Here is a 24,001-nt window from a genome sequence, read left to right on the forward strand (position 1 = left end):
TAAATTGTTTGGCCTATTCCCCCTAATAATCCAGGGCAAATAAGCCGCCTCGCCTGATTGTATATAATATCGAACTCGCAAAATTGGAGAAAAACGTGCTCGAAGCAATTATTTTTGACATGGACGGCGTGTTGGTTGATTCAGAACAGTTTATTCGTCAGGCGGCGGTAAACATGTTCGCTGAAAAAGGCGTTTCGGTCGATGCTGACGATTTTCTTCCTTTCACAGGAACAGGAGAAAACCGATTTATTGGCGGCGTGGCTGGACTCTATGGAATTTCGATTGATCTCGAAAAGGACAAAGCCCGGCTGTATGCGATCTATGGCGAACTCATTGTCGGGAATCTCGAGCCGCTTGACGGCGTAGTCGATTTTATAGCGCACTGCCGCAAAAATGGATGGAAGTTGTCTGTCGCATCAAGCGCGGACGATATTAAAGTTGACCAAAACTTGAATGGGATCGGCATCCCCAGAGACCAATTTGATGCGGTGACAACCGGAAGCGATGTGACCCGCACCAAGCCCGACCCCGATATCTTCTTAATCACGGCGAAAAAAATGGGCGTTCATCCTGGAAATTGCCTGGTAATCGAAGACGCCGTTTCCGGCGTGACCGCTGCCAAAGCGGCGGGATGCCGTTGTTTGGCGCTGACCACCAGTTTCTCTCCCGAAGCGCTCCATGAAGCCGACTGGATTGGAAAAACCCTCGCTGATTTCCCTAAAGAAGCCATAGAATGGTAAAAAAAAGCCGGAGTGGAAATATCCGCCCCGGCCTTTTATCTCTCTATTGTACAAAAACAACTACATATTGACTGCTTCAGCCGACTCGTCATCCTCGTCGGAGAGTTTGCTTTTCAAGATTTTTTGAACCCGGTCAGCCATATCCGACGGGATGAGAGCGTCTAACCGTCGGCGGAAGCCTACATCCGCTTCGTGGTAATCGACCCGCTCACCGTTCTCGCCAGTGTCAATCTTGGCCAGATTCAGTCTGAGTCTCTCTTTTGTCATCGCCCTGCTCAACAATAATAAAATAATAGATAGTATCGTTATCGACAGAGCGAAGCTGATCTTAACCTATTCTTCGTCAAGTTCTTCCATTGCGCATTCGGCAATAATCTTCTGGGCCACTTCATTCGGCACGGGATCATAATGCGAAGGCCGCATTTCAAAACTGCCGCGCCCCTGGGTAATCGACCGTAAGTCGATTGAATAGGTGAACATTTCCGCTAACGGCGCGTGAGCGCGAATGATTTGCTTTCCATTGGCTGGCTCCATGCCCAAGACGCGCCCCCGGCGGGTGTTGAGGTCACCCATTACGTCGCCCATGTAATCGTCAGGGATCGTAACTTCAACTGTCATAACAGGTTCTAACAGGACTGGCTTGCATTTTTCTTTGGCAATTTGACGAAAACACTTAGAAGCCGCCATTTTAAAAGCCATTTCAGATGAATCGACATCGTGATACTTTCCATCGAACACTTCAGCGCAGACATCCACAACAGGAAATCCGGCTAAAAATCCGCGTACCATCGCATCCGCAATGCCCTTCTCTACCGCAGGAACGAATTTTGTCGGTATTGATCCGCCGAAGAGGCTATTAACAAATTCATATTCTTTACCGCGTTCCAATGGTTTGAGACGCAAATGGACTTCGCCGAACTGACCGCGCCCGCCGGATTGCTTTTTGTGACGGTAGCTGCCTTCGCCCTGGGCGCTAATGGTTTCCCGGTAAGCGACCTTCGGCGTTTTAAGTTCTACTTTGATTTTGCTTTGGTTTTTGAGACGTTCGATCAATAAATCAATCTGCATCTGCCCCGCAGCAGAAATCACCGTTTCACCGGTTTCGTGGTCGCGTCCCGCTTTAATGGTCGGGTCGCCTGAAATCAATTTTGGAATCAGGCCGCCAATTTTGTCTTCGTCATTCTTATCGTCCACATGAAAAGCCTGGTGAACTTGCGGTTGTGGGTACGTCGTCGGCGCGACCAGAAGATCGCCCGCTTCCGTCGAGATGGTATCGTTGGTTTCAAACGAGTCAATTTTTGCGATTGCAACAATATCGCCCGTTGAGGCGCTTGGAATTGAGGTGTGTTTTTTACCGTTGACTTCGAGGATATGCCCCACGCGGTCTTTGCTGTCTTTGCTGCGGTTGAATAATTCGCCATCGCCTTTCAGGGTTCCACTCATGACGCGCAGGAATGAAATTTTCCCGACAAACGGGTCAACCAAACTTTTAAAAATAAAGCCAATGCCGGGGCCGTCTTCTTGAACAGGCTCTTCGGTAATTTCGTCGCTGCCTTTTTTGCACGCATGGAAGGTTTTGCGATCAAGAGGAGTTGGGATGTAATTCACCAAACCGTCCATGAGCGATTCGATGCCAATGCAGTTATAGGCGTCGGAAACCAAAATAGGAACGGTTGCTCCGGTTAGCGCGCCGTCGTGCAGGCCATGACGAATGTCTTCATAGCTTAATTCTTCTTCATTAAGATATCGCTCCATCAATGTATCATCGGTCACAACGGAGGCTTCGATCATCTTGGCGTGAAATTCTTCTTCCACGTCTTTGACGTCATCTGGAATTTCTTCGCTTTTTTCCACGCCGCCTTTTTCATTAAAGGTCAACGCTTTATCGGTAACCAAGTCGATGACGCCTTTGAAACCGCTTTCCTGGCCCCAGGGTAAACGAACGGGACAAACTTTTGCGCCTAAGTCTTCTAATTGCTGGACGCAGTTTTGAAAATTTGCGTGTTCGCAATCCATCCGGTTAACGACGACAACGCGAGGAATGTCCATCTCAACGATATAGTCCCAGATTTTTTCGGTTTCGACCTCGACGCCGCTTTGCGCATTGATGACAAGCAATACGCCATCGGCTGCGTGCAGTGCGCCTTTGATATCGCCGACAAAATCCGAGTAGCCCGGCGTGTCGATCAGTTGGATTTCAATATCTTTATACGTGCAGGTCAATATTTTCGAGGTAAGGGTGTGTTTCTTTTGTTTTTCGTCGTCTAAATAGTCGGCATACGTGGTCCCATCCAAAATTCGCCCCAACTTGTCAATGACGCCGGTATGATAAAGCATCGCTTCAATGAGAGAGGTTTTACCGCAACCGTGGTGCCCCACAACAGCGATGTTTCGTTTTTTACTGACTGCGATCTGGCTCATGTAAAACTTCCTCCTCTATGTCCTCTGCTTCCAAGGATGAAATTGAGGGTCGCCCCTCCCCATGCGAAGCGTGATTAGAATCCCATTAAAGTTGATAGATTAACATTAGATACGGGTCGAAGGTAAGCCTCTCAGAATAAAGCGGCTTATTCGCTAGGAAAATGAGGATCAAACACAAGCGCAAGAGGAGCCGATGGATTAAATTGAAGGCGGGTTGAGATAACGGTTTGTTGGAGAAAATGTGGAGATAAATTGCGATGGTGGTTCAAATTACCAGCGCCGCCATGAGAGACGGAGGAAGAAAAACTCGTAGAAAACGAGCCTCCTATGTCCGACTGGGTCGCGCATCCAACTGATGTCAACACCAAGGAAATAATCACAAACAAAATTGAAACGCGTTTTCTGTTCATTTAACCCTTTTCTCATGCTCTCCAAGGTTTCATTATAGGGAAACGATTCGCACTTCGCAACAGATAAATTTACAGGACGCTTCTCAATTGATCCGCACACTCTATCAATCCATCGCAAAGCCTATCTTTTTCCGCTTCGATCCTGAGTGGATCCATGAAACGATTTTGCACACGCTACCACTCATCGGCCCCTTGAAGCCGGTCATGCAAAATCAGTTTTCATTTAACGACGGCCGGCTCAAGCAAACCATTTGGGGATTAGACTTCAATACTCCAATCGGTCTCGCGGGCGGGTTCGATAAAAATGCGCGATGCGTGAATTTGTGGGACGCTTTCGGCTTTTCATTTTTTGAAATCGGAACGGTGACGCCGAAACCGCAACCTGGCAATCCCAAACCACGGTTGTTTCGCTACCCGCATCGGGAAGCTTTGATTAACCGCATGGGGTTCAACAACGACGGAAGCGAAGTCATCGCTGAGCGCTTGCAACATCTGGCGGCGCTGCCTCACCGGGCGTTAATGGGCGTGAGCCTGGGCAAGCAATTTGATACTCCAGTAGACGATTTAGACCAAGTCGTTGATGACTATTGCACGTCCTTGAAACGCCTGCATGATTACGGTGATTTCTTCGTCGTGAATGTGAGTTCGCCCAATACGAAAAACTTGCGCGAACTACAACAGAAAGAATCCCTGCAAGCGATACTGAATGCGTTAAAAATGGAACTTCAGACAAAAGATAAGGCGAAACCTCTGTGCGTGAAATTTGCGCCCGACCTCAGCGAAGAGCAAATCAACGAAGCGGTAAGCGCCGCATTAGAATGCGGGATTGACGGCTTCATCGCAACCAACACCACCAACCAAACCGGGGAAACGGAAAGCGGCGGACTCAGCGGCAAGCCCCTACGGGAACGCGCCACCGAAGTTGTAAAACTCATTGCGCACATTACCGAAGGCAACGTCCCCATCATCGGTTGCGGTGGAATACTCGACGCGCCAGACGCAATCGAAAAATTGGAAGCGGGCGCCTGGGCGCTGCAAATTTATACAGGGTTCGTCTATCGCGGGCCGGGCGTCGTCTATGACTTGAATTGCGGGATACTCAACGAAATGGACAAACGCGGCTTTACTCATCTTTCTGATTTTCGTAAAGGATAAGACCGTTTTATAAATGGTGTTTGTTCAGCGCGCTCGAAGGGCTCAGCGATAAAGACCGATACAGAAACTTAATCCGAACACATTTTTGAGTGCAACTATAAAAATGGACTTTCAAGGCGTACTTCAATCAAATTTGGATTCATTTCAACAACATTGGCCGCAAGCGGCGAAATTGCTGCAAACATTTTTCGCCAACCATAAAATCAAAATTCAAACCGACGGCGTCAACGTCAAACTCCGGTTTCTACATAACCATTCAGACGCATACGTCGAAATGATTGCGCCAATCCAACCGGACCTTTCACTAAACACATACAGGCAATACGAACAGTTCAAACCAGAACGGCAGTGGCTCATCTTAATGGGCGCATCGGCTGTTTCGCCGGATTTTTTCGTTCTTCGACCACAAGATAATTCCACTCCAGTCGTCATCGTCGAACCTGACGTCGCGGTTCTTGCCGCGTATTGCTGCATCCGCTCATTCGCCGCTCTGGTTTCATGCAAACAATTTCATGGGTTTCTCGGCCCCAGCGCATTGCGTGAATTTCAACAAACGCTGGTCGACCGGTTGCATCCTTTTTTTCTCGCCAAGCCCAATATTCATTTCATTCCAGGAACCGAATACGCCCGACCGACTGAGGAAGAATCGCAGCGTCTTCAAACCGTGCAAAAGATGGTCATGCACGAGCGTGAAGTGCTGCTGAAGAAAGCAGAAGCCGCACAACAACGCTACCACAATCAACAAAACAAAAAAACGAAAAAAGTATTCCTGGTTATCCCCTCGGTGTCTTGTTGGCGCAACATCTGCGACGGCTTGGCGGAAGGGTTCGAGAAAAATGGCATTGAAGTATTCAAATTTTATCACCTCTTTCCTCCCTCGAACGTCACTCCTTTAGACTCGCTTCGACTCACAGCGGTGTTTTATAAACAGCAACCCGACCTGATTATTACGCTGAGCCATGCGTCCGATTTATTTATTCAGGGCATTGAATCCATGCCCGTCAAACGATTGGTTTGGTATATCGACGAACCCAACCATCTCATTCACAAACCGCATGGACGTTTTGATTATCTGGTTCCAGTCTGGAAAGAATTTAATGCAACGCTTGAGCAACGCGGCGGTACCCTGCTCGACGAAGTGCCGATTGGATGCGGCGCGATCCAATCATCACATCAGAACGACTTAGAGTGCGAGGTCGGTTTCGTCGGCAGCATCGTTGATACGATAGACATACAAAAAGCGCTGCCCGATGAGATTAGACAAAAAGTTCAAGCCATCGTAAATGAAAAACTGGCTGATTGCAGCCGCGTCTATTCAGAATTGCTCTCGCGTTTTGGCTTGGATGAGAAAGACATTCAAATCATCACTCAGGTTGTTCAGCCAATTCTTCGCACAGCCGGCATGACCGACGCGTCGTTATTGGAATTTTATCTGAACGTCGAATGCAATCGTATCCGCCGCATTTCGGTTTTGTCGGCGCTGCATGAATTTGATTTGAAGATATACGGCAATCCTGAGTGGCAGCGCCTCCTGCAAGACACGCCGATTGCTCATTGTTATCAGGGAAAAGGGTTGACCTCACAAGAGTGCTATGACTTTTACTGCTCGGCGAAAATCAGCATCAATATTCATCCGTGCTTCGCGCACAGCGGCCCCAATACGCGAGATTTTGACATCCCCATGTGCGGTGGATTTCTGTTGAGTGATATTGGTATCCACGCCAAAGAGCGCATGGCGGAATTTTATAACGCCGAAAACGAAATCGCGTTATTTGACGAACCTGAATCAGCGGCGGACGCCGTTCGGCGCTACCTTCAACATCCCGACCAGCGCCAGAGAATGATCGAAGCCGCGCAACAGCGCACCTCCCGCGATCATTCCTACGCGGCGAGAGCGAAGCAGATGATGGTTTTTTTACGATGTACAGAAACGTAAATTGAAGTTTGGGGAGAGCAAACCCTGCCTAGCCTACGGCTAGCAGGCTGCCGCAGGCTGGCTCCTGGTGAGCCGCGTAAAAACGACAACATTTCTCATCCACGCGGCTCGTCGGGAGACTCGCCCTCCCCTTCTGTAATCTCAGCTCAATTTCAACCAGTCAATGCCGATTTTGTCGAGCGCGTAGCCGGTCTCTTTTGTGTAATCGCCGTAACACGCCATCCAATGGAAGCCGCGCGTTTCTTCGTTTACGCGGTCGGTATCAGCGTGCATCTGAATATCAACCTGCGAGCGGCAGATATCCATAAACGGATTATCAACCACTTCCGCCGTAAAGCCCATCCAGCGTTCAAAGTTGAAGTCGGGGTCGATCACCGTCATGGTTTCGCCCAGTTTAAACTCGACCTTGGGCGCAGCGCCGTAGTCCGACTCAAAGTGAGTCAGAATATTGACCGGCTCGTCGGTCTCGCCATCCATTTTTCGCGGCGCGGTGCAATGCGCCATAGTGACCACGCCGTCATGCGGATAAGTCGGGTCGTTCAAAAAGACCGGCTTGTTGCAGAGATAATGCAGCAATACGCCGGACGGAATGACCACAAAATCTGACTCGCAAAACGCCTGGTAGCCGCCGTCATTGAGCAGCGAAAGCGGCATACAAGCCGTCGTTTCAGAAATGCCCATCACCGTGCCCATGCAATTGTTGATGGTGAAGGCGTCCGTCCCGGCTTCGTCCATTAATTGTTGAAAGACTTCGGTCAAGAGAAAGGCGCGTTCCATAAATTCTGGGTTGGTATTCATTTCAACGCCGGGCTGTTTGAGATAATTGGCTGAATCCTGCGCACAGCGTTTGACCAGCATTTTGTTTGCTTGCGCTTTTTTGATGCGTACGCTGAGATCGTCATAGGTGACGTCGATCAGATCCATCTTGAAAATATTGCGCGTGTGTTCCGGCGCCGATTGTCCTCCAGCGCCCCAACCGCTGGAACCGCCCAACGAAACGATCTTCTTACCCATTGTATTTTTCACCGCATAAAGCGATTTGAGCCGCCACGCGACTTCGTCCATGCGGTCGACGATAACGTCTTTCGGGCCGACGCCGGGCTGTCCGAAATCATCCACGGTTTTTCGCAGATAGCGGTTATGGGCAATCTCGTACCATAGATAGACCGGGCCGCTGCGATGGCGCACAAACATCAGCGTCCATTTGTTTGGGTCGGAGAGCGCTTCGAGCGTGTCCGTGCCGCAGTTTGAGGCGAACATCAGCGTCACGTCATAATTTTCTTTCGCAATCGCCGCCGCCTGATCAGGATTCTGCGCCTCACGCAATGGCCGCAATTCAATCGGGAAATCGACCTCTTTCTTGAGCGATTCCATTTCATGTTCAATGCGGCGTTTTTCATCGGCAACGTCTTGCTGCGTCTTGATTCCGCCCCAACCGCGCCAACTGGTTTTTTCACGGGGCTGCGCGACGCCGTACAAAAACACAGGCTGAACGGTCAGCGTCTTCTGAATCGGTTTAATGTGTTCGGTATCATCGCTGAATGCGCGTTGCGCTCCCAAAGCGGACAACGCAATTCCTCCGGCGGCGACGGCGCTGGCGCCCGCCATGAATCCCCGGCGCGAAACGCAATCGCTAGGCTGGCTGGTGCAGATCGATTTTGTGCAGCAACGGCATTGTGACGGCAAAGATGACGACGAATGGCTATGTTCGTGAGTCATTGTAATTCCCCCCATGTTGACGAACTGGATGTCGATGCGGTAAAGCAGGGTCCGCAATCAAGCAAATGTTCATACAAATGAGAGAGAAAGTCAACAAAAAAATTTAATTATGGAACCGGATGTCCTTTTGAGGCTTGCCACACGGAGTACCATTGCTCGCGCGTCAGTTTGAGTTCAAGAGATTTGACGGCGGACTGGATCCGTTCAATTTTTCCGGTTCCTAATACAGGGAGAAATTGTACGGGATGCGCGAGTATCCAGGCCAAGGCGAGCCGATCCAACTCGGTTTCATTCAACTCGGCGCCAAGATCAGACAACGCCTTGCGTACGCGTATCGCCTGCTCTGATTGACCGCTGAACAAACGACCGCCTCCAAAGGGCGACCAAGCCATCGGGCGAATCCCGAGCTGTTGGCAGAGATCAATCGAACCGTCCTCTTGCGTCTCGGTGGATAACACCGAATATTCGATTTGGTTTGTCACTAACGGAAAATCTAGGCGCGACGCCAAAAGATGAAATTGGCCTGGCGTAAAATTCGACACGCCAAAATAACGCACTTTGCCCGCAGCGCGTAATTCGACAAAAGCCTCCGCGACCTCATCCGCGTCCATCAACGGATCAGGGCGGTGAATGAGCAACAAATCTATATATTCCGTTTGCAACGCCTTTAACGAATGATTGACCGATTGAAGTATATGTTGCTTTGATGTGTCATACGATTTAATACGGTGACTCGGGCGCTTTTCGGAATCGAGTTTGATTCCACACTTGGTCACAATCTCGACCGACTCCCGTGGGACGCTCATCTCTTTCCAAGCGTTGCCAAATAATTCTTCGCAAGCATATTCACCATAAATATCCGCATGATCGAACGTGGTGAGGCCCAGACTAAGACAATCTTCAATCAATTGGATGGTTTGTGATGCGCTGTAGTTCCAGTCTGATAAACGCCAAAATCCTTGCACCAATTGAGAGAATTTTGGGCCGTCTTTGCATAGTGATATTCGGGGAACTGTCATTGAAAATTCTCTTTCATTTCCCTTTGGTTTCATCAACAATCGGGCAACTATTTTTTCTTTTTATACACCTTCACATAATCAACAACGAACTCATCGGGGAACACCGCATTTTTGAGTTCTTCCATTTTGGAGGGAAGTTCCATGCTGAGAATCATATATTCTTCGATATGTGAAAGCCCTTTGGTCACTTCATAAAATTTCAACCCATCAATAAAGAACACATATTTTTCCGGCGTCCATTCGAGGGCGAAGGTATGAAACCCATCGCTTACGCCTTTGAGATAGCTCTGCATTCCACGGGTGGTTTGCTGGTTCGGCCCATACGCCCAATGGACGTTATGTGAAACGATGTCGGTTCCCAGTTTTTTGAAGAACTCCATGATGTCGATTTCGGCGCCGTAGGTCGCGGGGTCTTCGCCTTTGGCGATATCAGTGGATTGGATCCAAAACGCCGCCCACACGCCTGCTGACTTTTGTAACTGAGCGCGGCACTCGAAATAGCCGTACTTGGTCATGAACTTGCCCTGCGTCCCGACCGCGCTGATGTAAATCTTGTCGTCTTGTTCGTAGGCCAATAATTTGAGAAAGCCGTCTTCGACTTTCACCGCGTCAGACGTGACATAGCCGACTGCTCGAGGGCCAATTCCCCGCACTGCCCATTTTTCGGCATCCAGTTGATCGCCGTTAAATTCATCCTGCCAGAATAATTCGTAGCCCATTGATTCAGGCGTATAGACCGTATCAGTCATCGGTCCCTGGGCGGGGCGTTGGGCAAAGGTTGGTACAGCAATTGAAATAAATAATAAAAAGATAGACAACCTCATATTAAACTCCAATCTGAATAAAATTCTTATAAATTGACTTCACAACAATAGTTGATATTAGGCTGTGAATGGCATGTATACAACTCTGCTCGCTTCGGTGCGGGCTTTCAAGCCCTCCTCACAGGCGCTCCCAGAGTTACAACCATGTCCGGTTTGATTATTGAGTCTTTGAATTGTTAGAAAGCCTTTTTGTAATCATTGTTTTTGAGATGTTTTCTTAAGAATTTCATATCAAGCAAAGCGCCAACGCAAGTACATGAATCCCCCCGGCGTCTTCGACACCACCCCCCCTTAAAAATGGGGGGAAAAAAACGCTCTATCACATTCCAGATTCTCATTATAAAGAGTGCGTGACAATCAGAGTGTCAGCGTAGCGAAGCCAAGCGATAAGTATAGAAAACATTTCGAGAAGAAAACTTTGATAAATCCAACACAAAAGGCGGCGAGGCCGCCCAGCGCGCCGGAACGGCTCAGCGATTAGTATTGATGGCGCTGGATAAAGATAAGCATAAATAAGTGTCAAATAAAAATAGACAAAAAAAGAGCGCCAGAGTTCATCTGGCGCCAACGGGGCACAAGGCCCCCAGGGTTGAGGGCGATGAGGGAGGAGTTCGGTAATGCGTTCGCTTAAGGCCGAGGCTCCTCACACACATCGTGTGGGCGATCTTTTTTGTAAAAGGTACTCGCGTTTACTTTTGCTTATACCTTGTCCAAGTCGTTAATCTGATTTTGCTTCAACGTCTTTACGTATTGGTCTAATTCATTGAGCGTGTTGTCTGTTGTTGAAAAACGCCGCTCGGTTTTTTTTGGATTCATGCTTTCCGCTTTCGCGGTGAAACTTTCAGACTCGACGTCAAAGTGATTGAGCATTCCATTGTCGAGCCGCTTCTTTCTTTTGTGATTGCTCTTCGTCGGGTCCCACAAATACACGATACAGAATGAAACCGAAACGATGATGCAAAAAACAATCTTGGCGGTTGGGGAATCTGAAAAGAATATGGATTCGATCAGTTGCATTTGCTTGTTCCCTCAACCAATTTCGTTATTTTGAGAGAACGCAAGACCGATGCCAAAACACGAAATACCCCTAACTGCCTATATACATAAGAGTTACGCTATCCTCCAAATTGACTCTCAAATTGAAAGGCGGTAAGTTTCGCCTGGTGTAACTTGCCGGTGTGGAAATTTGTTCCGTTGGTGAGAAGATTTTGGCGCTGAATGGTGCGCCCGATTGATAGGCGTACTGCGGGTCTTGCACGTTCATGGATTCGATGCCGTTAATCCTCCCTCAAAATCCTCATGTGATCTGAGGGAGGAGCGCTCTATTCGTTTTCTTCGTTTGCGACCTCAATGCTTTCATCTACGGCTGCGCCGCCCTGTTCCATTTCATCATTTTCAAGTGAGAGTTTCTCTTCTTTTGCTTCGGGCAACTTTCCAATTGCCGCAACGGCGTCGTCAGTCTCAAGGCGAATCAGGCGTACGCCTTGGGTGTTGCGTGATATGGAACGAATGTCGCTCACGCTGGTGCGAATTGCGACGCCGCCCTTGGTGACCATCATAAATTCATCGTCTTCGTGGCAGATCAATGCGCCGATTACGCGCCCGTTGCGGTCGCTGGTTTGGATGTCGATCACGCCCTTGCCGCCGCGGTGTATCTTGCGGTACTGCGACACTTGAGTGCGTTTGCCGTAGCCATGCTGTGTAACGGTCAGCAGATAGGACTCTTCGTCGCAAACCGCCATGCAGACGACCTGATCGTCGCCATCGAGACGAATGCCTTTCACGCCGCGCGCCGTGCGCCCCATCGGACGCACTTCATCTTCGTTAAAGCGAATAGCGACGCCTTTTTGCGTTGCAATGATTACTTGATCGTCGCCAGTGGTCAGCCAGACCGACAGCAACTTGTCGCCGTCATCAAGACCAATCGCGTTGATTCCGCCTTTGCGCGGGTGTGAGAACGCCGTCAGTTCCGTCTTCTTGATAACGCCCTTCAGCGTAGCCATCAAGACGTAACGGCCTTCGACAAAATCGGCCACCGGCACCATCGCCGTGACGGATTCGCCCTTCTCTAATTGCAGAAGGTTGACCATCGCTTTGCCTTTTGAGGCGCGGCCTGTCTCTGGCAGTTCATATACCTTGAGCCAATGCAAGCGCCCCCGGTCGGTAAAGAACAAAATGTAATGGTGGGTGGAAGCGATGAAGAGAAACTCGACGAAGTCTTCATCCTTGGTGTTCATCGCGTTGATACCGCGGCCTCCACGCAACTGCCGACGATAGACGGATGTGGCGATGCGTTTGATGTAGCCTTGGTGAGACACGGTCACAACCATGTTCTCTTCGGCGATCAGGTCTTCAATCTCTAAATCCGCGGCCGCGTTCACGATTTGGGTGCGGCGCGCGTCGCCAAAACGCTCTTGAATTTTGAGAATTTCCTCTTTCATGATTTCCATCTGAAGAGTTGGCGTATTCAAAATTCCATTAAAGAATTCAATGTCTTTCAATAACTGGTTGAATTCGTCTTCCAGTTTCTGGCGTTCGAGGCCGATCAAACGCTGCAGTTGCATTTCGAGGATGGCTTTCGCCTGAATTTCTGATAATTCAAACCGCGCCATCAATCCGTCCATCGCTTCCTGACGGTCTTGCGACTTACGGATCAGTTCAACGATTTCATCAATATTATCGACGGCGATGCGCAGGCCTTCGACGATGTGCATACGCGCTTCGGCTTTGGCGAGATCATACTCCGTGCGTCGCACGATGATTTCGCGGCGGTGATTGACGAAGTGCTCAATCAATTCGCGCAACGTAAAGTATTGCGGACGATTATCAATCAAGCCGAGAAGGATAATGCCGAAGGTGGACTGCATACGCGTGTTTTTATAGAGTTGGTTGAGAATAACCTCGAAGTTTTCGTTGCGCTTCAGCTCCACCACAACGCGCATTCCATCGCGGTCAGACTCATCGCGAATATCGGAAATGCCTTCGATTCTTTTATTGCGAACCAAGGCGGCGATTTCTTCCACCAACCGGGCTTTATTCACCATATAAGGGATTTCAGTAATGACGATTGCGTCTTTGCTTTGAGTCAACTGCTCACGGTGGGTCATGGCGCGCATGATGACGCGCCCGCGCCCCGTGGAGTACGCTTCGGCGATGCCCGCGCGACCGCAGATGTAAGCGCCCGTCGGAAAATCGGGGCCAGTGATGTGCTTCATTAGGCCGCCGGTGTCGATCTCCGGGTCTTCGATAAATGCAACCACGGCGTTGATGACTTCGTTGATATTGTGTGGAGGAATGTTGGTCGCCATACCGACTGCAATGCCTGATGCGCCGTTCACCAGTAAATTGGGAATTTCAGACGGTAAGATGGCAGGTTCCTGCATTTGCCCGTCAAAGTTGGGCATGAAATCAACGGTATCTTTTTCAATATCGGTCAGCAGGGTTTCCGCAATCGAAGACAAGCGGGCTTCGGTATACCGCATCGCTGCTGCGTTATCGCCATCGACCGAACCGAAGTTACCCTGCCCGTCTACCAATGGATAGCGGTAAGAGAAATTCTGCGCCATACGAACCAAGGTGTCATAAATCGCCGAGTCGCCGTGGGGGTGATATTTACCCATGGTTTCACCGACGATACGAGCGGACTTTTTGTAGGAAGAGCGGTGGGACAGCCCTAATTCGCGCATTGCATACACGATGCGGCGTTGAACCGGCTTGAGGCCGTCGCGGACATCCGGCAAAGCGCGTTGGACGATAACCGACATCGCATAACTGATATACGACGTCTTCATTTCGTCTTCTATATTGATGGGTTTAATACGCTCATTTTGGCTGTACATGCCTGTAAGACTCCGTCAGGGTAAAATTGGGCGCGGTTTGGTTTGCAGGGATACGGTTTAAGGAAAGGACGCGGATTTTCCGCTGGTACGAAAAAGACTTGCTACTTTTGTGTATCCTCAACCGTATCCGTGTTACTACACGGATCATCATTCAACCGGTCGCGCCGGATTTCATTAAATAGAATAGCTTCAATAGTATAGGGTGGTTCTCAGTTTTTAGCAATCCTATTAGACCGCCAGACGCGAAGGCGTTAAATGGAAGAAAATAGACGGTTTTGCAAATATCATTTGCTATACGGTGATGTTTATGCGATGATTCCGCCCCGGTCAAAATATCAATATAGTGAATATGTGAATCGTAATGATGAATCCAAAGGCTAGAACTCTTCTACTGTATTCTTGCTTGACTGCGTTTTTTTTAGGAACCAACGCCGGGGTTGCCGCATTGCCTGGATATGAAGGCGAGACAGCAAAATTCTTGTCATTCATTGTTGAAACCCACCAGAAAGAAACTTCAACCAAAGGAGAACACAACGAACAATCCCTTTGGCAGGAAGTTTTTCTCAATCTTGAGACGAGCAAGGGAGTGACTCGCGTCGTATACGGCCCGAAGCGCCCCGTCGATTTCACGCAACCAAATATCGTGGTACTGCTCAGCGGCAACGAAGCCACGCAGATTGACCATGATAAAAAGCAAGTGTTTATTGACAGCATTCAGCCAACGCACCAAGACGGTTCTGCGTTTCTCTACGCAGGCCGCCTACATCACGGCGTCAGCCTGGCTTCTGTCGTGAAATCCCTGTCTCACTCTCCCATTCAACACGAAAAAATCTATACGCTCAGCGCTCCGTATTTTAATTCTGAAATCGAAATCTCACTGGACCGCGACCAGCGCGTCATCGCGATTGAAGAAGGAGAGCGTTCTTACCAGTTTCAATGGAACCAACTGGCAGAGAGTGAATTTGAATACGTCGAATCGCTTCATGTCGTTTATGATTTTGGGTTCCGCCGAATCGAAATCAACGAGTGGGTGCGCGAATGCAAAGCCTACCCCGAACTGCCCAACCAGTTCTTCCAATATGAATGGCCGAATGATTACTCCGTACGCGACCTGAGAAAGAAACCCGCCCCCCCATTAACCCTTTCCAATTAAGCCTAGCTCATAGATACTATGTACGGCTTTTTTAAACGGAAATCAGTTAAATAGAATCTGAATACACTTGGCGGGAGGAACGATCATGCGCAGTACGCCTATCGGCATCGCGATGCTGAACGATGAGCGGGAACACGTCTATACCCAAAACAATCCGGTAAACATGGAAGTCGTCCAAAACTGGACGGACTTCATTCGCAAACGAGTGAAAAACATTGATGGTTCGGCGCCGGAAGTCGTGGCCGCCAGCGAAATCATCGTTGACACGCGCAGCGCGCAACGAATCGGCGAGGAACTATCACGCGCCAATTGCAAGCAAGTCATTATGCTCTATAACGTATGGAACTTTCCGTTCCTGGCGTGGCCGTTTCTCAATAGCCTGGGTGATGTGCCCGTGTTGAGCCTGTCGAACAACAATGGCGCCTTTCCTGGCAACGTCGGCTTGCTCGCGACAGACGGCGGGCTTCGCCAAGCGGGCAAGCGTACGCACCGCATCGTCGGCGATTTGAAAGATAAAAAGACCCAACGCCGCGTGATTGATTGGGTGCGCGCCAGCCAGGCCGTCACCACCATACACAACGAAGTGTTTGGACTCTACGGCGGTCATTCGATGGGTATGGAAACCGGTTTCGCCCACTTAACCCCGACGCTGAAATCACTGGGCTGCACCATTCGTCAGATCGACCAGCTATGGTTGGTCAAAGTGATGGAAACCGTCGATCAAGATGAAGTGCGAAAAGGCCGCGAGTGGTATGAGTCGCTGCTGGGCGACCGTATGCTCTATGACGGCAACATGCTGACGCCCCAAACCCTCGAAACCCAAATCAGCCTCTACCTCGCCATGAAACAAGTCAACGAAGAAAAAGGCTTCGACTTCTGCGGCCTCAAAGGCCAACGCGAAATGACCGAACACGTCTGCCTGGGCGACGTACCGGAAATGATCCTCAACGACCCCTACGATTGGAACGGCCCCAAAGAATCCATGGTCTGCTCGACCGAAGCCGACTTCTACGCAGCGGTGACCATGCAGATGATGAAGTACATCACCGGCGGCCTGCCCACGTTGTTTATGGACGTGCGCCTCTATCATCCCAAACTCGACCTGTGGGATTGGTGCAACTCCGGCAACCACTCGAGCTACTTCGCCGAACGCAGCATGAAGCCGGAAAAGAACTTCAAGAAGATTACCTTCCACCCTGCGTTGGAATATTACTTCAAAGCGGGCGGCGCCTCGGTCGAGTTCGACGCCGCGCCGGGACAGATGACCTTTGCGCGACTTGGCCTCTGGGACGAAAAACCCTACATGGTGATCGTCAAAGGCGAGTCGGTAAAACTGCCCGCCAAAGACCGCAAAAAACTTAACGACCAAACCAACCCGACCTGGCCGCACGTTCATGCGCGGTTAGAATGCGACTTTGAAGAGTTCACCAGCGTATTTCCCTGTAACCACGTGCTGGGCGTTGAAGGCGACCAAGTACAGCCGCTGGTATACTTATGTGAAATCTCCGGCATTCAGCCGGTCGTGTTAGGAAAATCCGCCAAAGGGTTCTACCCGCCCATTTGGGAACGAGTGAAATAAACGAATGACGATTGACTTACAACAGATAACAGACCTGGGCCTTCGCGGGGACATGGTTCCCCGCGAATTGTCTCAGGCTTTACTCGAAGACGAGGGGCCCGACGTCTTGCCGATGGCGCAAGCAGCAGGCCAAGTGCGAATGGCGACCTTTGGTCGCAAGGTCAAACTGCACCAGATCAACAACATCCAGAACGGGCTGTGTCCCGAAGACTGCGGTTACTGCGGACAGTCAAAAATTTCCGATGCGCCGCTCAATAAATATCCAATTAAGTCCGAAGACGAAATCGTCGAAGAAGCCCACGCCGCCAAAGCGCGCGGGGCGTACCGCTACTGCATGGTCGCCAGTGGGCGCGGCCCGACGGATAACCGTATCGACCAGCTCGCGCACACCGTTAAACGTATCAACCAGGAAGTCGGCATCCGCACCTGCCTGTCTGTCGGCATCGTCTCAAAAAAACATGCGCAGGTTCTTCGCGACGCGGGCTTGGACCGCCTCAACCACAACTTAAACACCAGCGCCAATCACACGCCTAACATCGTCACCACCCATACCTATGACGACCGCATTCAAACCCTGCGCGACGCGAAATCGTGCGGGTTGGAAATTTGCAGCGGCATCATCACTGGAATGGGCGAAAGCAACCAGGATATTCTTGACGTTGCCTATGAACTGCGCGACTTGGACGCGCGTTCGATTCCCATTAATTTTTTAATCCCGATTCCAGGCAATCCCCTGTATGACTTTAACCAACTCTCGCCAATTCGGTGCCTGAAAATTTTGTGCGTGTTTCGCTTTATCAATCCGACTGCGGAAATCCGCATCGGCGGCGGGCGCGAAGGCCACTTGCGCAGCCTGCAAGCGCTGGCGCTGTATCCCGCCAACTCACTATTCATTGAAGGCTACCTGGTGACGCGCGGCGACAAAGTCGACAAAACCATTCAAATGATCACAGACGCAGGGTTTGAAATAGACGGTGATATTGACGTAGACGCAGACATCAGCAGCGCCGAAAAATACCAGATTGATCAAGACCCCAATATTTTAAATCCCAAAACGACAGTTACTGGCTAATTGTTCGTATATAATGAAGCAGAAGCCATCTCATAAACATTCACTTTGGAGGGATATTACGTCCCTTTAAAATACATAAGCCAATTCAGGCATGGGTGCATCTCTGGGAGCGCCTGTGCGAAGTGGCCTGAAAGCCCGCACTGAAGCGAGCAAAGATGTACCCATGCCATCCATACTCGATAATTTTTTTTGAGATGGCTTTTAAAGGAGCCGGTCATGAGCGAACGATGCATCTGGGGAAAGATAGTCCGCATTCTGGATGAGCAGCGTATTTTGGTCAACATTGGCTTTGAACATGGCGTTGAGCCTGGAGACCGTTTTCATATCTTAGAGATTGGCGATGAAATTCAAGACCCGGAAAGCAACCAAGCGCTTGGTCAACTACAACTGGTCAAAGCCGAAGTCGCGGCGGTGCACGTGCAAGAAAAACTGACGCTGATGATGCCGCTCAGTGAACAGCAAATTCGCCCCGATTCTGTTTTGTCGGCAACCCTGGCCAACACGTCATCGCTCAGCCACGCGCCGATTGAATCCAACCGGGGCCGTCTGAATGTGAAGCCAAACCAGATTCATGGACGCGAGATGATCTCCGCGATTGGGACGGGCGATCCGGTTCGTTCCGTCTTCACGAAAAAATAGCGTTCGTACGCTCCGGCTAATCCGGCAAGCGCTTGATGCGCAGATTTTTGAAATACACCGACTTCTTATAATCGTTGCGTTGGATGGCAATATGCCCGGCGTCGCTGCGGCCTGTCAGCGCTTCAATATTGTACAGGTTTACGCCGTCCTGAATGACGACGCCGTTTACTTTCACCCAGACGCGACCATCTTGATAGCGAATCTCATACGCGTCCCATGAGCCAATCGGCCCGCGCGGATCGCTCAATGGCTTAGCGTAGCGCTCAATCGCCCCGTTTGATTTGTTTGTGAGCGGCTCCCCAAACTTCGCATCCAGTTGAATCTCTACCCGGTCTTTGCGCTTAAAAATATCTTTATTGGGCGTATGAATTAAGACGCCGCTGTTGCCTTTGGGATCAAACCTGGCGTCAAACCGTAAAATGAAATTAGAAAAGCTCTTCTTTGAGATCACCGCCCAATAGTCCCACCCGCCGACTTTTAATACGCCGCCCGGTTCAATTTTCGGCCCCGCTTTCTCGAGGCCTTGAATGATCCAGCCGCCAGGATGCGTTGTGTTGAATTCATCGAATAAAGGCTCAAAACCTTCTTCGCCGCCAGTCACAGACTCAGCGCTTTTCGTCTCAATCTGATTGAGCGTTTCATCGGACGGCGCATCCGTAAGAATTGGCTGTGAGTCTCCCTGCTTTTTCTCGAAACCATCTGCCTCTGTATTTTCAGCAGCCTGATCCAACAATTTTTTTTCCGGCCCGCTCAATTGTTCTTCTTCGACTTGCCGGGTGGTTCCATCCGCATGAATGATAAAAATCATCCGCTTCGACGATTGCTTCTTTTCGATTTCGCCAATTGTGTTTGATAAATCAATGATTGCATCTTTCAGCATGTTAATCTGCTGAGACTGATCAATCACCGCGTTACGAAAATCGTCCAGGTCGAATGCCTCTTCAATATCGGGCGCGTCAGTATTTGAAGCATTTCTATTTTGCGGGTCGATAAATAGGAACACGCAAATCGCTGCAAGCAAAATAAAATTCAATGATATTCCAGCAATCAGTAATGGTTTTTGCATGGTCGTTCTCCCCGTTTCGTCTGTGCTATTCATTATAAATCGAAGTTAAATCGACATTAACTAATTTTTTTCTGGCAGTGAGACCTGAACAGCCGCAGAATAGGGAAATTCTTGCAAATCACGCAATCGAAAAATCAAGTGGTCTTCCGGCGGCGTGATTTGGGTGAGATCAATCTCGTTGTATGCAATTATATCAAGTTCAATTTCAGAGAGTTGCTTGCTTTCCTCGCTAAATGCCCGCCCATAGAGATAGATTCCAGTCACCTTCAAGCGTTGCTTAAAAATCTCAGGCCGTATCGACAAATCCAGTTTGATCGCCAATTGCGCTTTACGGCGATGTAGCCGCTTTAATAAAGCCTGTTTTTTTTCAAGAACCGCCATCATGCTCTTCATCGTATCAATTCGTTTCTAAAATGGGTTACAGTTGAGAATTCATTCTGGTTTTGAGTTACAAAAAAATGTTCTCCAACTACATAACTTCTATATATACAACCAATTACAAAAAACACACACAAAGCGTATCTCTGGCATAATTTTTGCAAAACCATACTAAATCAGTCGGAAATCAAAGACCTTTAGTAAAAGAAGCGCGACCATGTATCCTAACATAAACAAAAATCGCTATATAAGCCAATTATTGATTGTTTTATCTGTTTTAGGTTTTTGTTTTATTTGTCTTGCGATTTTGCAAGAAATGAATTTTCTCCATAGAATCGTAAGGAATATTGTAGATTTAATCTTTGCATTATTCGTATATATCTTTTTCTGCAACTTTTTTTCCCGATTTGAATGGTCAAAAAAAGCAAAACTTCTCAGTTTAATTCCAATTGGACTTATCACAATTGATTGTTTACTGAATATCGTGCATAGCATTTCGGCGTTTGATGAAATTCCTGTATTGGGGAAAAATAGCTCTTTCGCAAGAATGTTTGATGAATCATTTCTTATCTTAACGATTCTTTCGCTTCTTGCTTTTTTCACATACCTGATTTCTGAACTCGAACACACACGGCTCGCCTTTGTCGAACAAAGCAAAAACCTCAAGAGTGAAATCGACCGTCGGCAACGAATTGAAAAACGTCGTCGCCATGAACAGCAAGATGAAATTGTGGGACAGTTAGCCGGAGGTATTGCGCACGAGTTTAATAACATCCTCACCATTATCATTGGCAATCTCTCAATCGCTGTCTGCCATGTTGAGGAAAAACACCGTTCCTACTTAGACAAATCTCTAGCCTCAGCAGAACGCGCTTCTGATTTGGTGAGTGAACTCTTGTCCTTCAGCCGCCGGGAACAAATGGAATTTAGCCAAGTCCAACTTGAAAATATTCTCGAACAATATTGTAAAATTGCAAATCAAGATGTGGACAAGACAATTCAAATCCAATTTAACAATGAACCCAACCTTCCTCCAATCAACGCCAATGAGAGCAAAATCTTCTTAATCTTGATGCAACTCACGCGGAATGCAAACGAAGCCATTCTTGCGAAGCGCAAACAAAATCTTTTTCAAGAAGGAGAACAAGGGATTATTTTATTTGATCTTAAAAGGGTAACGGTCACCCAGGATGATATAAACCACATGTCGCTTTTGAAAGAAGGCTCCTATATCGTCTTAACCATTCGCGATAATGGAATTGGCATCTCAAAAGAAAACCAAAGCCGATTATTTCTCCCGTTTTTCACAACGAAAGAAGTGGGAGAAGGCGTAGGTCTTGATCTCGCGGAAGTAAAGGGAACCGTCGAGCAACACAATGGCTCGATCCGTTTCTCAAGTCAGGAAAATGTGTTCACTGAGTTTAAAATATTTTTCCCCGCAGAGGATCAATAAGTTGCATCCAATCAGTAAAGAGAAATTAAAAAATCAAATTGTCCGTACGGTAATGACTTATTTCATCACAAAGACAGACTGCAACGCGAACGAACCTCCGCCAACCGCAAAACGAAAATCCGCCGCTCCATTTTCGCGATTGACAAACCGCGCGTCTTCTAATGAAATTTCGCGCGTAACCCATTTTTTGGTTTGAGTACATTCCACCCGAACGGCCATTTTATAGGCGCCGTTTAACGTCGCGCTTGAATCATGCGAGTCATACTCAAGCGCATGCCAGACAAAGCCGTCATCATAATAGGTGTACTTCACCTGAATGGGAGTTTTCACATCATACGCAAAAGGATCGGCGATTGAGAAATACATGTACCCATTTGCGGCCTCGACCGTCTTGATGCAATACTCGTCAGCATATCGCGCGCGCTTGACCGGCCCATCCGTTTGCCCGCGAACCAGCCAAATGCCCTTCTCTTCTATCGGGCTGCCAAGACGGATTGAAACCGTATCCTCATTGGCAAATTCACTGCCCTGTTGTGATGGAGGCCGAGGAACTGGATCAGGGTATTTGAGAGAGAATCGTTGATTGCCGCTGTCTCCCTTTTTAAACCGTTTGACATATTCGCTTGTTAACTCGATGTATTGACTTCCATATTCACGGGACTCACAGATGCTGGTCCCTTCGTGCATTTCGTTCCAGGTTTCGATCAATACAATATTGGCAGAGTTGTCGAGTATTTTCTCCCAACCCCAACGATAGAAGTTCCCATTTTCTCGCTTGCGTATAGGCGTCGAACGCCCGGGAACGGCAGAGTCGTTGTATCCAGCGCCAATCTGCACGACGTTGTCGAAGAAATAGGGGCCGCTTAAAGCCGCGCCCCACTGCGTGGTTGCGTCAGAGCCTTGGGCCCAAGACATATCGCGGATGATATAAGGACGAACGCCGTGGAAATCCCGCTCGAAGTTTTCATAAACATAGTCATACAAAGTCGCGTCATGGTTTTTAGAAAAAGCCGCGCCGTATAAAACCACGAGAGGCTTCCCCTCGACGGTCGCCCAATGACGGGGATGGATCTGAAAATAAAAATCACGTATGGTGCGGTAAAAAATATCTTTGCCGACGTTGGTTCGGAGATCATACTTTTCGGTGCGGTTTAACTCGCCGCGCGTACTCGGCAACAGCGTGCTCGTATCATAAAATAATCCAATTTTGATCGGTTGTTTTCTCTCTTGAATGCGGCGGTCAGCGGCAAGTTGCAAGGGGGCAAGCCCCTCGACGCTGAAGGAGACGTCAGGTTTGAAATAATTGTCCGGCGTTCCCCAATAAACCGGCAGGATGAAATCTAATCCAGCGTCGGCGCAATCATCGAGTTGTTCCGCATGCCAGGCGGCGTCCCGATACGAAACGGATTCAGGTTTCACAAAATGGTCTTGAAGAATATCGACCGTCTGCGCCGCATCCTGGTAAAAATGGTGCTTGGGATAATCATACCAATAGAAATAATGCGTCCCGACAATCTTCTGTTCTAATGAATAAGAGCTGCGTTGAGCAATTTCTCCGGGACTCCACGCTGGGCGAAAGTCTTGAGAACTCGCTGAAATCGTGACCGCAAAGACACACAGAAAAACGTTAACTAAACGCATGAGAGTCCCCCCAGGACGCATAACACGAGATTACGCGTTATCTTTATCGCTCTTTTCAATAATGTGAGTGATCGAAGATTTTTGGATTTCGATTTTGGTATCTTCGTTGATTTTGATGGCGGCAACATCTCCCTTGATACCGATGAGAGTCGCGTAGATGCCGCCTGCGGTGATGAGGCGGTCGCCTTTTTTCAACTGGTTGATTTTTTGTTCATGTTTTTCGCGTTGCTTTTGTTGCGGGCGAATCAAAAGAAAATAGAATATAAAGAAACAGATACTCAACGGCATCAACATCTGCATAATCGAAGTCATACCACCTGCTTGTTCGGTACCCATGTTGAAACTCCTTGGGGTTCAATAAGAATAGGCCGGTTTACCGGGAATTTTCTTGTCCGTAGGAAACATGAAACCAGCGCAAAAGAGTATAGGTTGAGAAGTGTCTCTTACAAAGAGTTTTAGGGATTGACGGTTCCGTGCGCGAGGATAAGATTATCAACATTGGCCCGTAGACGAATGGTAAAGTCACCGGATTTTGGTTCCGGAGTTTGTAGGTTCAACTCCTACCGGGCCAGTACCTATCTCCCCTATCAAAACCCACTCTTTAAACTGTATTCGGTTCTATTTATTTTTCACTTTCACAAGAAACATATACTCCTATCTAATTTAGATGTGTGCAAAAAAATAGTCAAACAGAAAACTTATCAAACCTTGGCTTGGTGATAAGATCACTGCGTTTACCATCGTGCCCAGCGCAGTGCTTGCACAACGAGGACACGCCGCGCCAATGCCATCGTCAAACCGGACTTCCATAACGGCTGGTCGCTGTAATTTTGGCTTGAGTTGATACGGATTGAGGTTGTTGCTGAAGGAAGTGTATTAAGAGGTGAGAGGTTGGCTATAATGCGGAAAACGGTTATCTCTGATAAGAAATAACCGTCAAATGCTGCATGCGATTCT

Annotated in this window: 20 protein-coding genes and 1 tRNA gene; 9 read left to right on the forward strand and 12 right to left on the reverse strand. The window is 48.6% G+C overall.

Annotated features, from left to right (window positions below):
• The first annotated feature begins 95 nt into the window (after positions 1-95).
• Positions 96-740: an HAD-IA family hydrolase gene (locus P9L94_08370; protein MDP8244079.1), complete on the forward strand. Its 645-nt coding sequence runs from the start codon at positions 96-98 to the stop codon at positions 738-740.
• Positions 741-800: 60 nt separating this feature from the next.
• Here the strand turns inward: P9L94_08370 and P9L94_08375 are convergent, their stop codons facing one another.
• The 3 genes from P9L94_08375 to P9L94_08385 all read right to left on the reverse strand — a co-directional run bounded on the left by P9L94_08375 (position 801) and on the right by P9L94_08385 (position 3,571).
• Entirely contained in the window at positions 801-1,007 is a 207-nt protein-coding gene (locus tag P9L94_08375) for a hypothetical protein (protein MDP8244080.1), read from the reverse strand.
• A gap of 66 nt (positions 1,008-1,073) precedes the next feature.
• Positions 1,074-3,161, reverse strand: a complete 2,088-nt coding sequence (fusA, locus tag P9L94_08380; protein ID MDP8244081.1) for an elongation factor G — start codon at positions 3,159-3,161, stop codon at positions 1,074-1,076.
• A 146-nt stretch (positions 3,162-3,307) separates the two neighbouring features.
• Positions 3,308-3,571, reverse strand: coding sequence for a hypothetical protein (locus tag P9L94_08385; GenBank protein MDP8244082.1), 264 nt, complete (start codon positions 3,569-3,571; stop codon positions 3,308-3,310).
• Between the two features lie 87 nt (positions 3,572-3,658).
• Between P9L94_08385 and P9L94_08390 the strand changes: the two genes are divergently transcribed.
• Both P9L94_08390 and P9L94_08395 read left to right on the forward strand, forming a co-directional pair.
• Complete coding sequence (locus tag P9L94_08390) at positions 3,659-4,726, forward strand: quinone-dependent dihydroorotate dehydrogenase (GenBank protein ID MDP8244083.1); 1,068 nt, start codon at positions 3,659-3,661, stop codon at positions 4,724-4,726.
• Positions 4,727-4,829: 103 nt separating this feature from the next.
• On the forward strand, positions 4,830-6,662 hold the full coding sequence (locus P9L94_08395) for a glycosyltransferase (protein MDP8244084.1): 1,833 nt from the start codon (positions 4,830-4,832) through the stop codon (positions 6,660-6,662).
• A gap of 141 nt (positions 6,663-6,803) precedes the next feature.
• On the opposite strand, the gene P9L94_08400 is transcribed toward P9L94_08395, so the two are convergent.
• The 5 genes from P9L94_08400 to gyrA form a co-directional block, all read right to left on the reverse strand.
• Positions 6,804-8,381: a hypothetical protein gene (locus tag P9L94_08400; GenBank protein MDP8244085.1), complete on the reverse strand. Its 1,578-nt coding sequence runs from the start codon at positions 8,379-8,381 to the stop codon at positions 6,804-6,806.
• A gap of 107 nt (positions 8,382-8,488) precedes the next feature.
• Positions 8,489-9,400: an aldo/keto reductase gene (locus P9L94_08405; protein ID MDP8244086.1), complete on the reverse strand. Its 912-nt coding sequence runs from the start codon at positions 9,398-9,400 to the stop codon at positions 8,489-8,491.
• Positions 9,401-9,447: 47 nt separating this feature from the next.
• Entirely contained in the window at positions 9,448-10,224 is a 777-nt protein-coding gene (locus P9L94_08410; protein ID MDP8244087.1) for a glycoside hydrolase family 16 protein, read from the reverse strand.
• Between the two features lie 699 nt (positions 10,225-10,923).
• Entirely contained in the window at positions 10,924-11,241 is a 318-nt protein-coding gene (locus P9L94_08415; GenBank protein MDP8244088.1) for a hypothetical protein, read from the reverse strand.
• Positions 11,242-11,546: 305 nt separating this feature from the next.
• Positions 11,547-14,063, reverse strand: coding sequence for a DNA gyrase subunit A (gene gyrA / locus P9L94_08420; GenBank protein MDP8244089.1), 2,517 nt, complete (start codon positions 14,061-14,063; stop codon positions 11,547-11,549).
• 361 nt (positions 14,064-14,424) lie between these two features.
• Here gyrA and P9L94_08425 point away from each other — a divergent pair, with 361 nt between their 5' ends.
• The 4 genes from P9L94_08425 (at position 14,425) to P9L94_08440 (ending at position 18,506) form a co-directional block, all read left to right on the forward strand.
• A complete protein-coding gene (locus tag P9L94_08425; GenBank protein MDP8244090.1) occupies positions 14,425-15,216 on the forward strand; it encodes a hypothetical protein in 792 nt (263 codons plus the stop codon).
• An 85-nt stretch (positions 15,217-15,301) separates the two neighbouring features.
• A complete protein-coding gene (locus P9L94_08430) occupies positions 15,302-16,795 on the forward strand; it encodes a hypothetical protein (GenBank protein MDP8244091.1) in 1,494 nt (497 codons plus the stop codon).
• Positions 16,796-16,799: 4 nt separating this feature from the next.
• Complete coding sequence (bioB, locus tag P9L94_08435) at positions 16,800-17,867, forward strand: biotin synthase BioB (protein MDP8244092.1); 1,068 nt, start codon at positions 16,800-16,802, stop codon at positions 17,865-17,867.
• Between the two features lie 216 nt (positions 17,868-18,083).
• Positions 18,084-18,506 (forward strand): hypothetical protein, encoded by a 423-nt coding sequence (locus P9L94_08440; protein MDP8244093.1) that lies wholly within the window; start codon positions 18,084-18,086, stop codon positions 18,504-18,506.
• Between the two features lie 16 nt (positions 18,507-18,522).
• On the opposite strand, the gene P9L94_08445 is transcribed toward P9L94_08440, so the two are convergent.
• Positions 18,523-19,572 carry a DUF1080 domain-containing protein gene (locus tag P9L94_08445; protein MDP8244094.1) on the reverse strand — a complete coding sequence of 350 codons (1,050 nt, stop codon included), beginning with the start codon at positions 19,570-19,572 and terminating at the stop codon, positions 18,523-18,525.
• Positions 19,573-19,632: 60 nt separating this feature from the next.
• Positions 19,633-19,965 (reverse strand): hypothetical protein, encoded by a 333-nt coding sequence (locus tag P9L94_08450; protein ID MDP8244095.1) that lies wholly within the window; start codon positions 19,963-19,965, stop codon positions 19,633-19,635.
• A 202-nt stretch (positions 19,966-20,167) separates the two neighbouring features.
• On the opposite strand from P9L94_08450, the gene P9L94_08455 reads away from it, so the two are divergent.
• A complete protein-coding gene (locus tag P9L94_08455) occupies positions 20,168-21,403 on the forward strand; it encodes an ATP-binding protein (protein MDP8244096.1) in 1,236 nt (411 codons plus the stop codon).
• A gap of 57 nt (positions 21,404-21,460) precedes the next feature.
• Here P9L94_08455 and P9L94_08460 read toward each other — a convergent pair whose 3' ends face one another.
• Together P9L94_08460 and yajC are read right to left on the reverse strand one after the other, a co-directional pair.
• On the reverse strand, positions 21,461-23,044 hold the full coding sequence (locus P9L94_08460) for a DUF5010 domain-containing protein (protein ID MDP8244097.1): 1,584 nt from the start codon (positions 23,042-23,044) through the stop codon (positions 21,461-21,463).
• A 30-nt stretch (positions 23,045-23,074) separates the two neighbouring features.
• Positions 23,075-23,380 carry a preprotein translocase subunit YajC gene (gene yajC, locus P9L94_08465; protein ID MDP8244098.1) on the reverse strand — a complete coding sequence of 102 codons (306 nt, stop codon included), beginning with the start codon at positions 23,378-23,380 and terminating at the stop codon, positions 23,075-23,077.
• Positions 23,381-23,543: 163 nt separating this feature from the next.
• Between yajC and P9L94_08470 the strand changes: the two genes are divergently transcribed.
• Positions 23,544-23,616, forward strand: a tRNA-Gln gene (locus tag P9L94_08470).
• Positions 23,617-24,001 lie beyond the last annotated feature (385 nt).

The organism is Candidatus Hinthialibacter antarcticus (genome assembly GCA_030765645.1).
Classification (GTDB): Bacteria; Hinthialibacterota; Hinthialibacteria; order Hinthialibacterales; family Hinthialibacteraceae; genus Hinthialibacter; species Hinthialibacter antarcticus.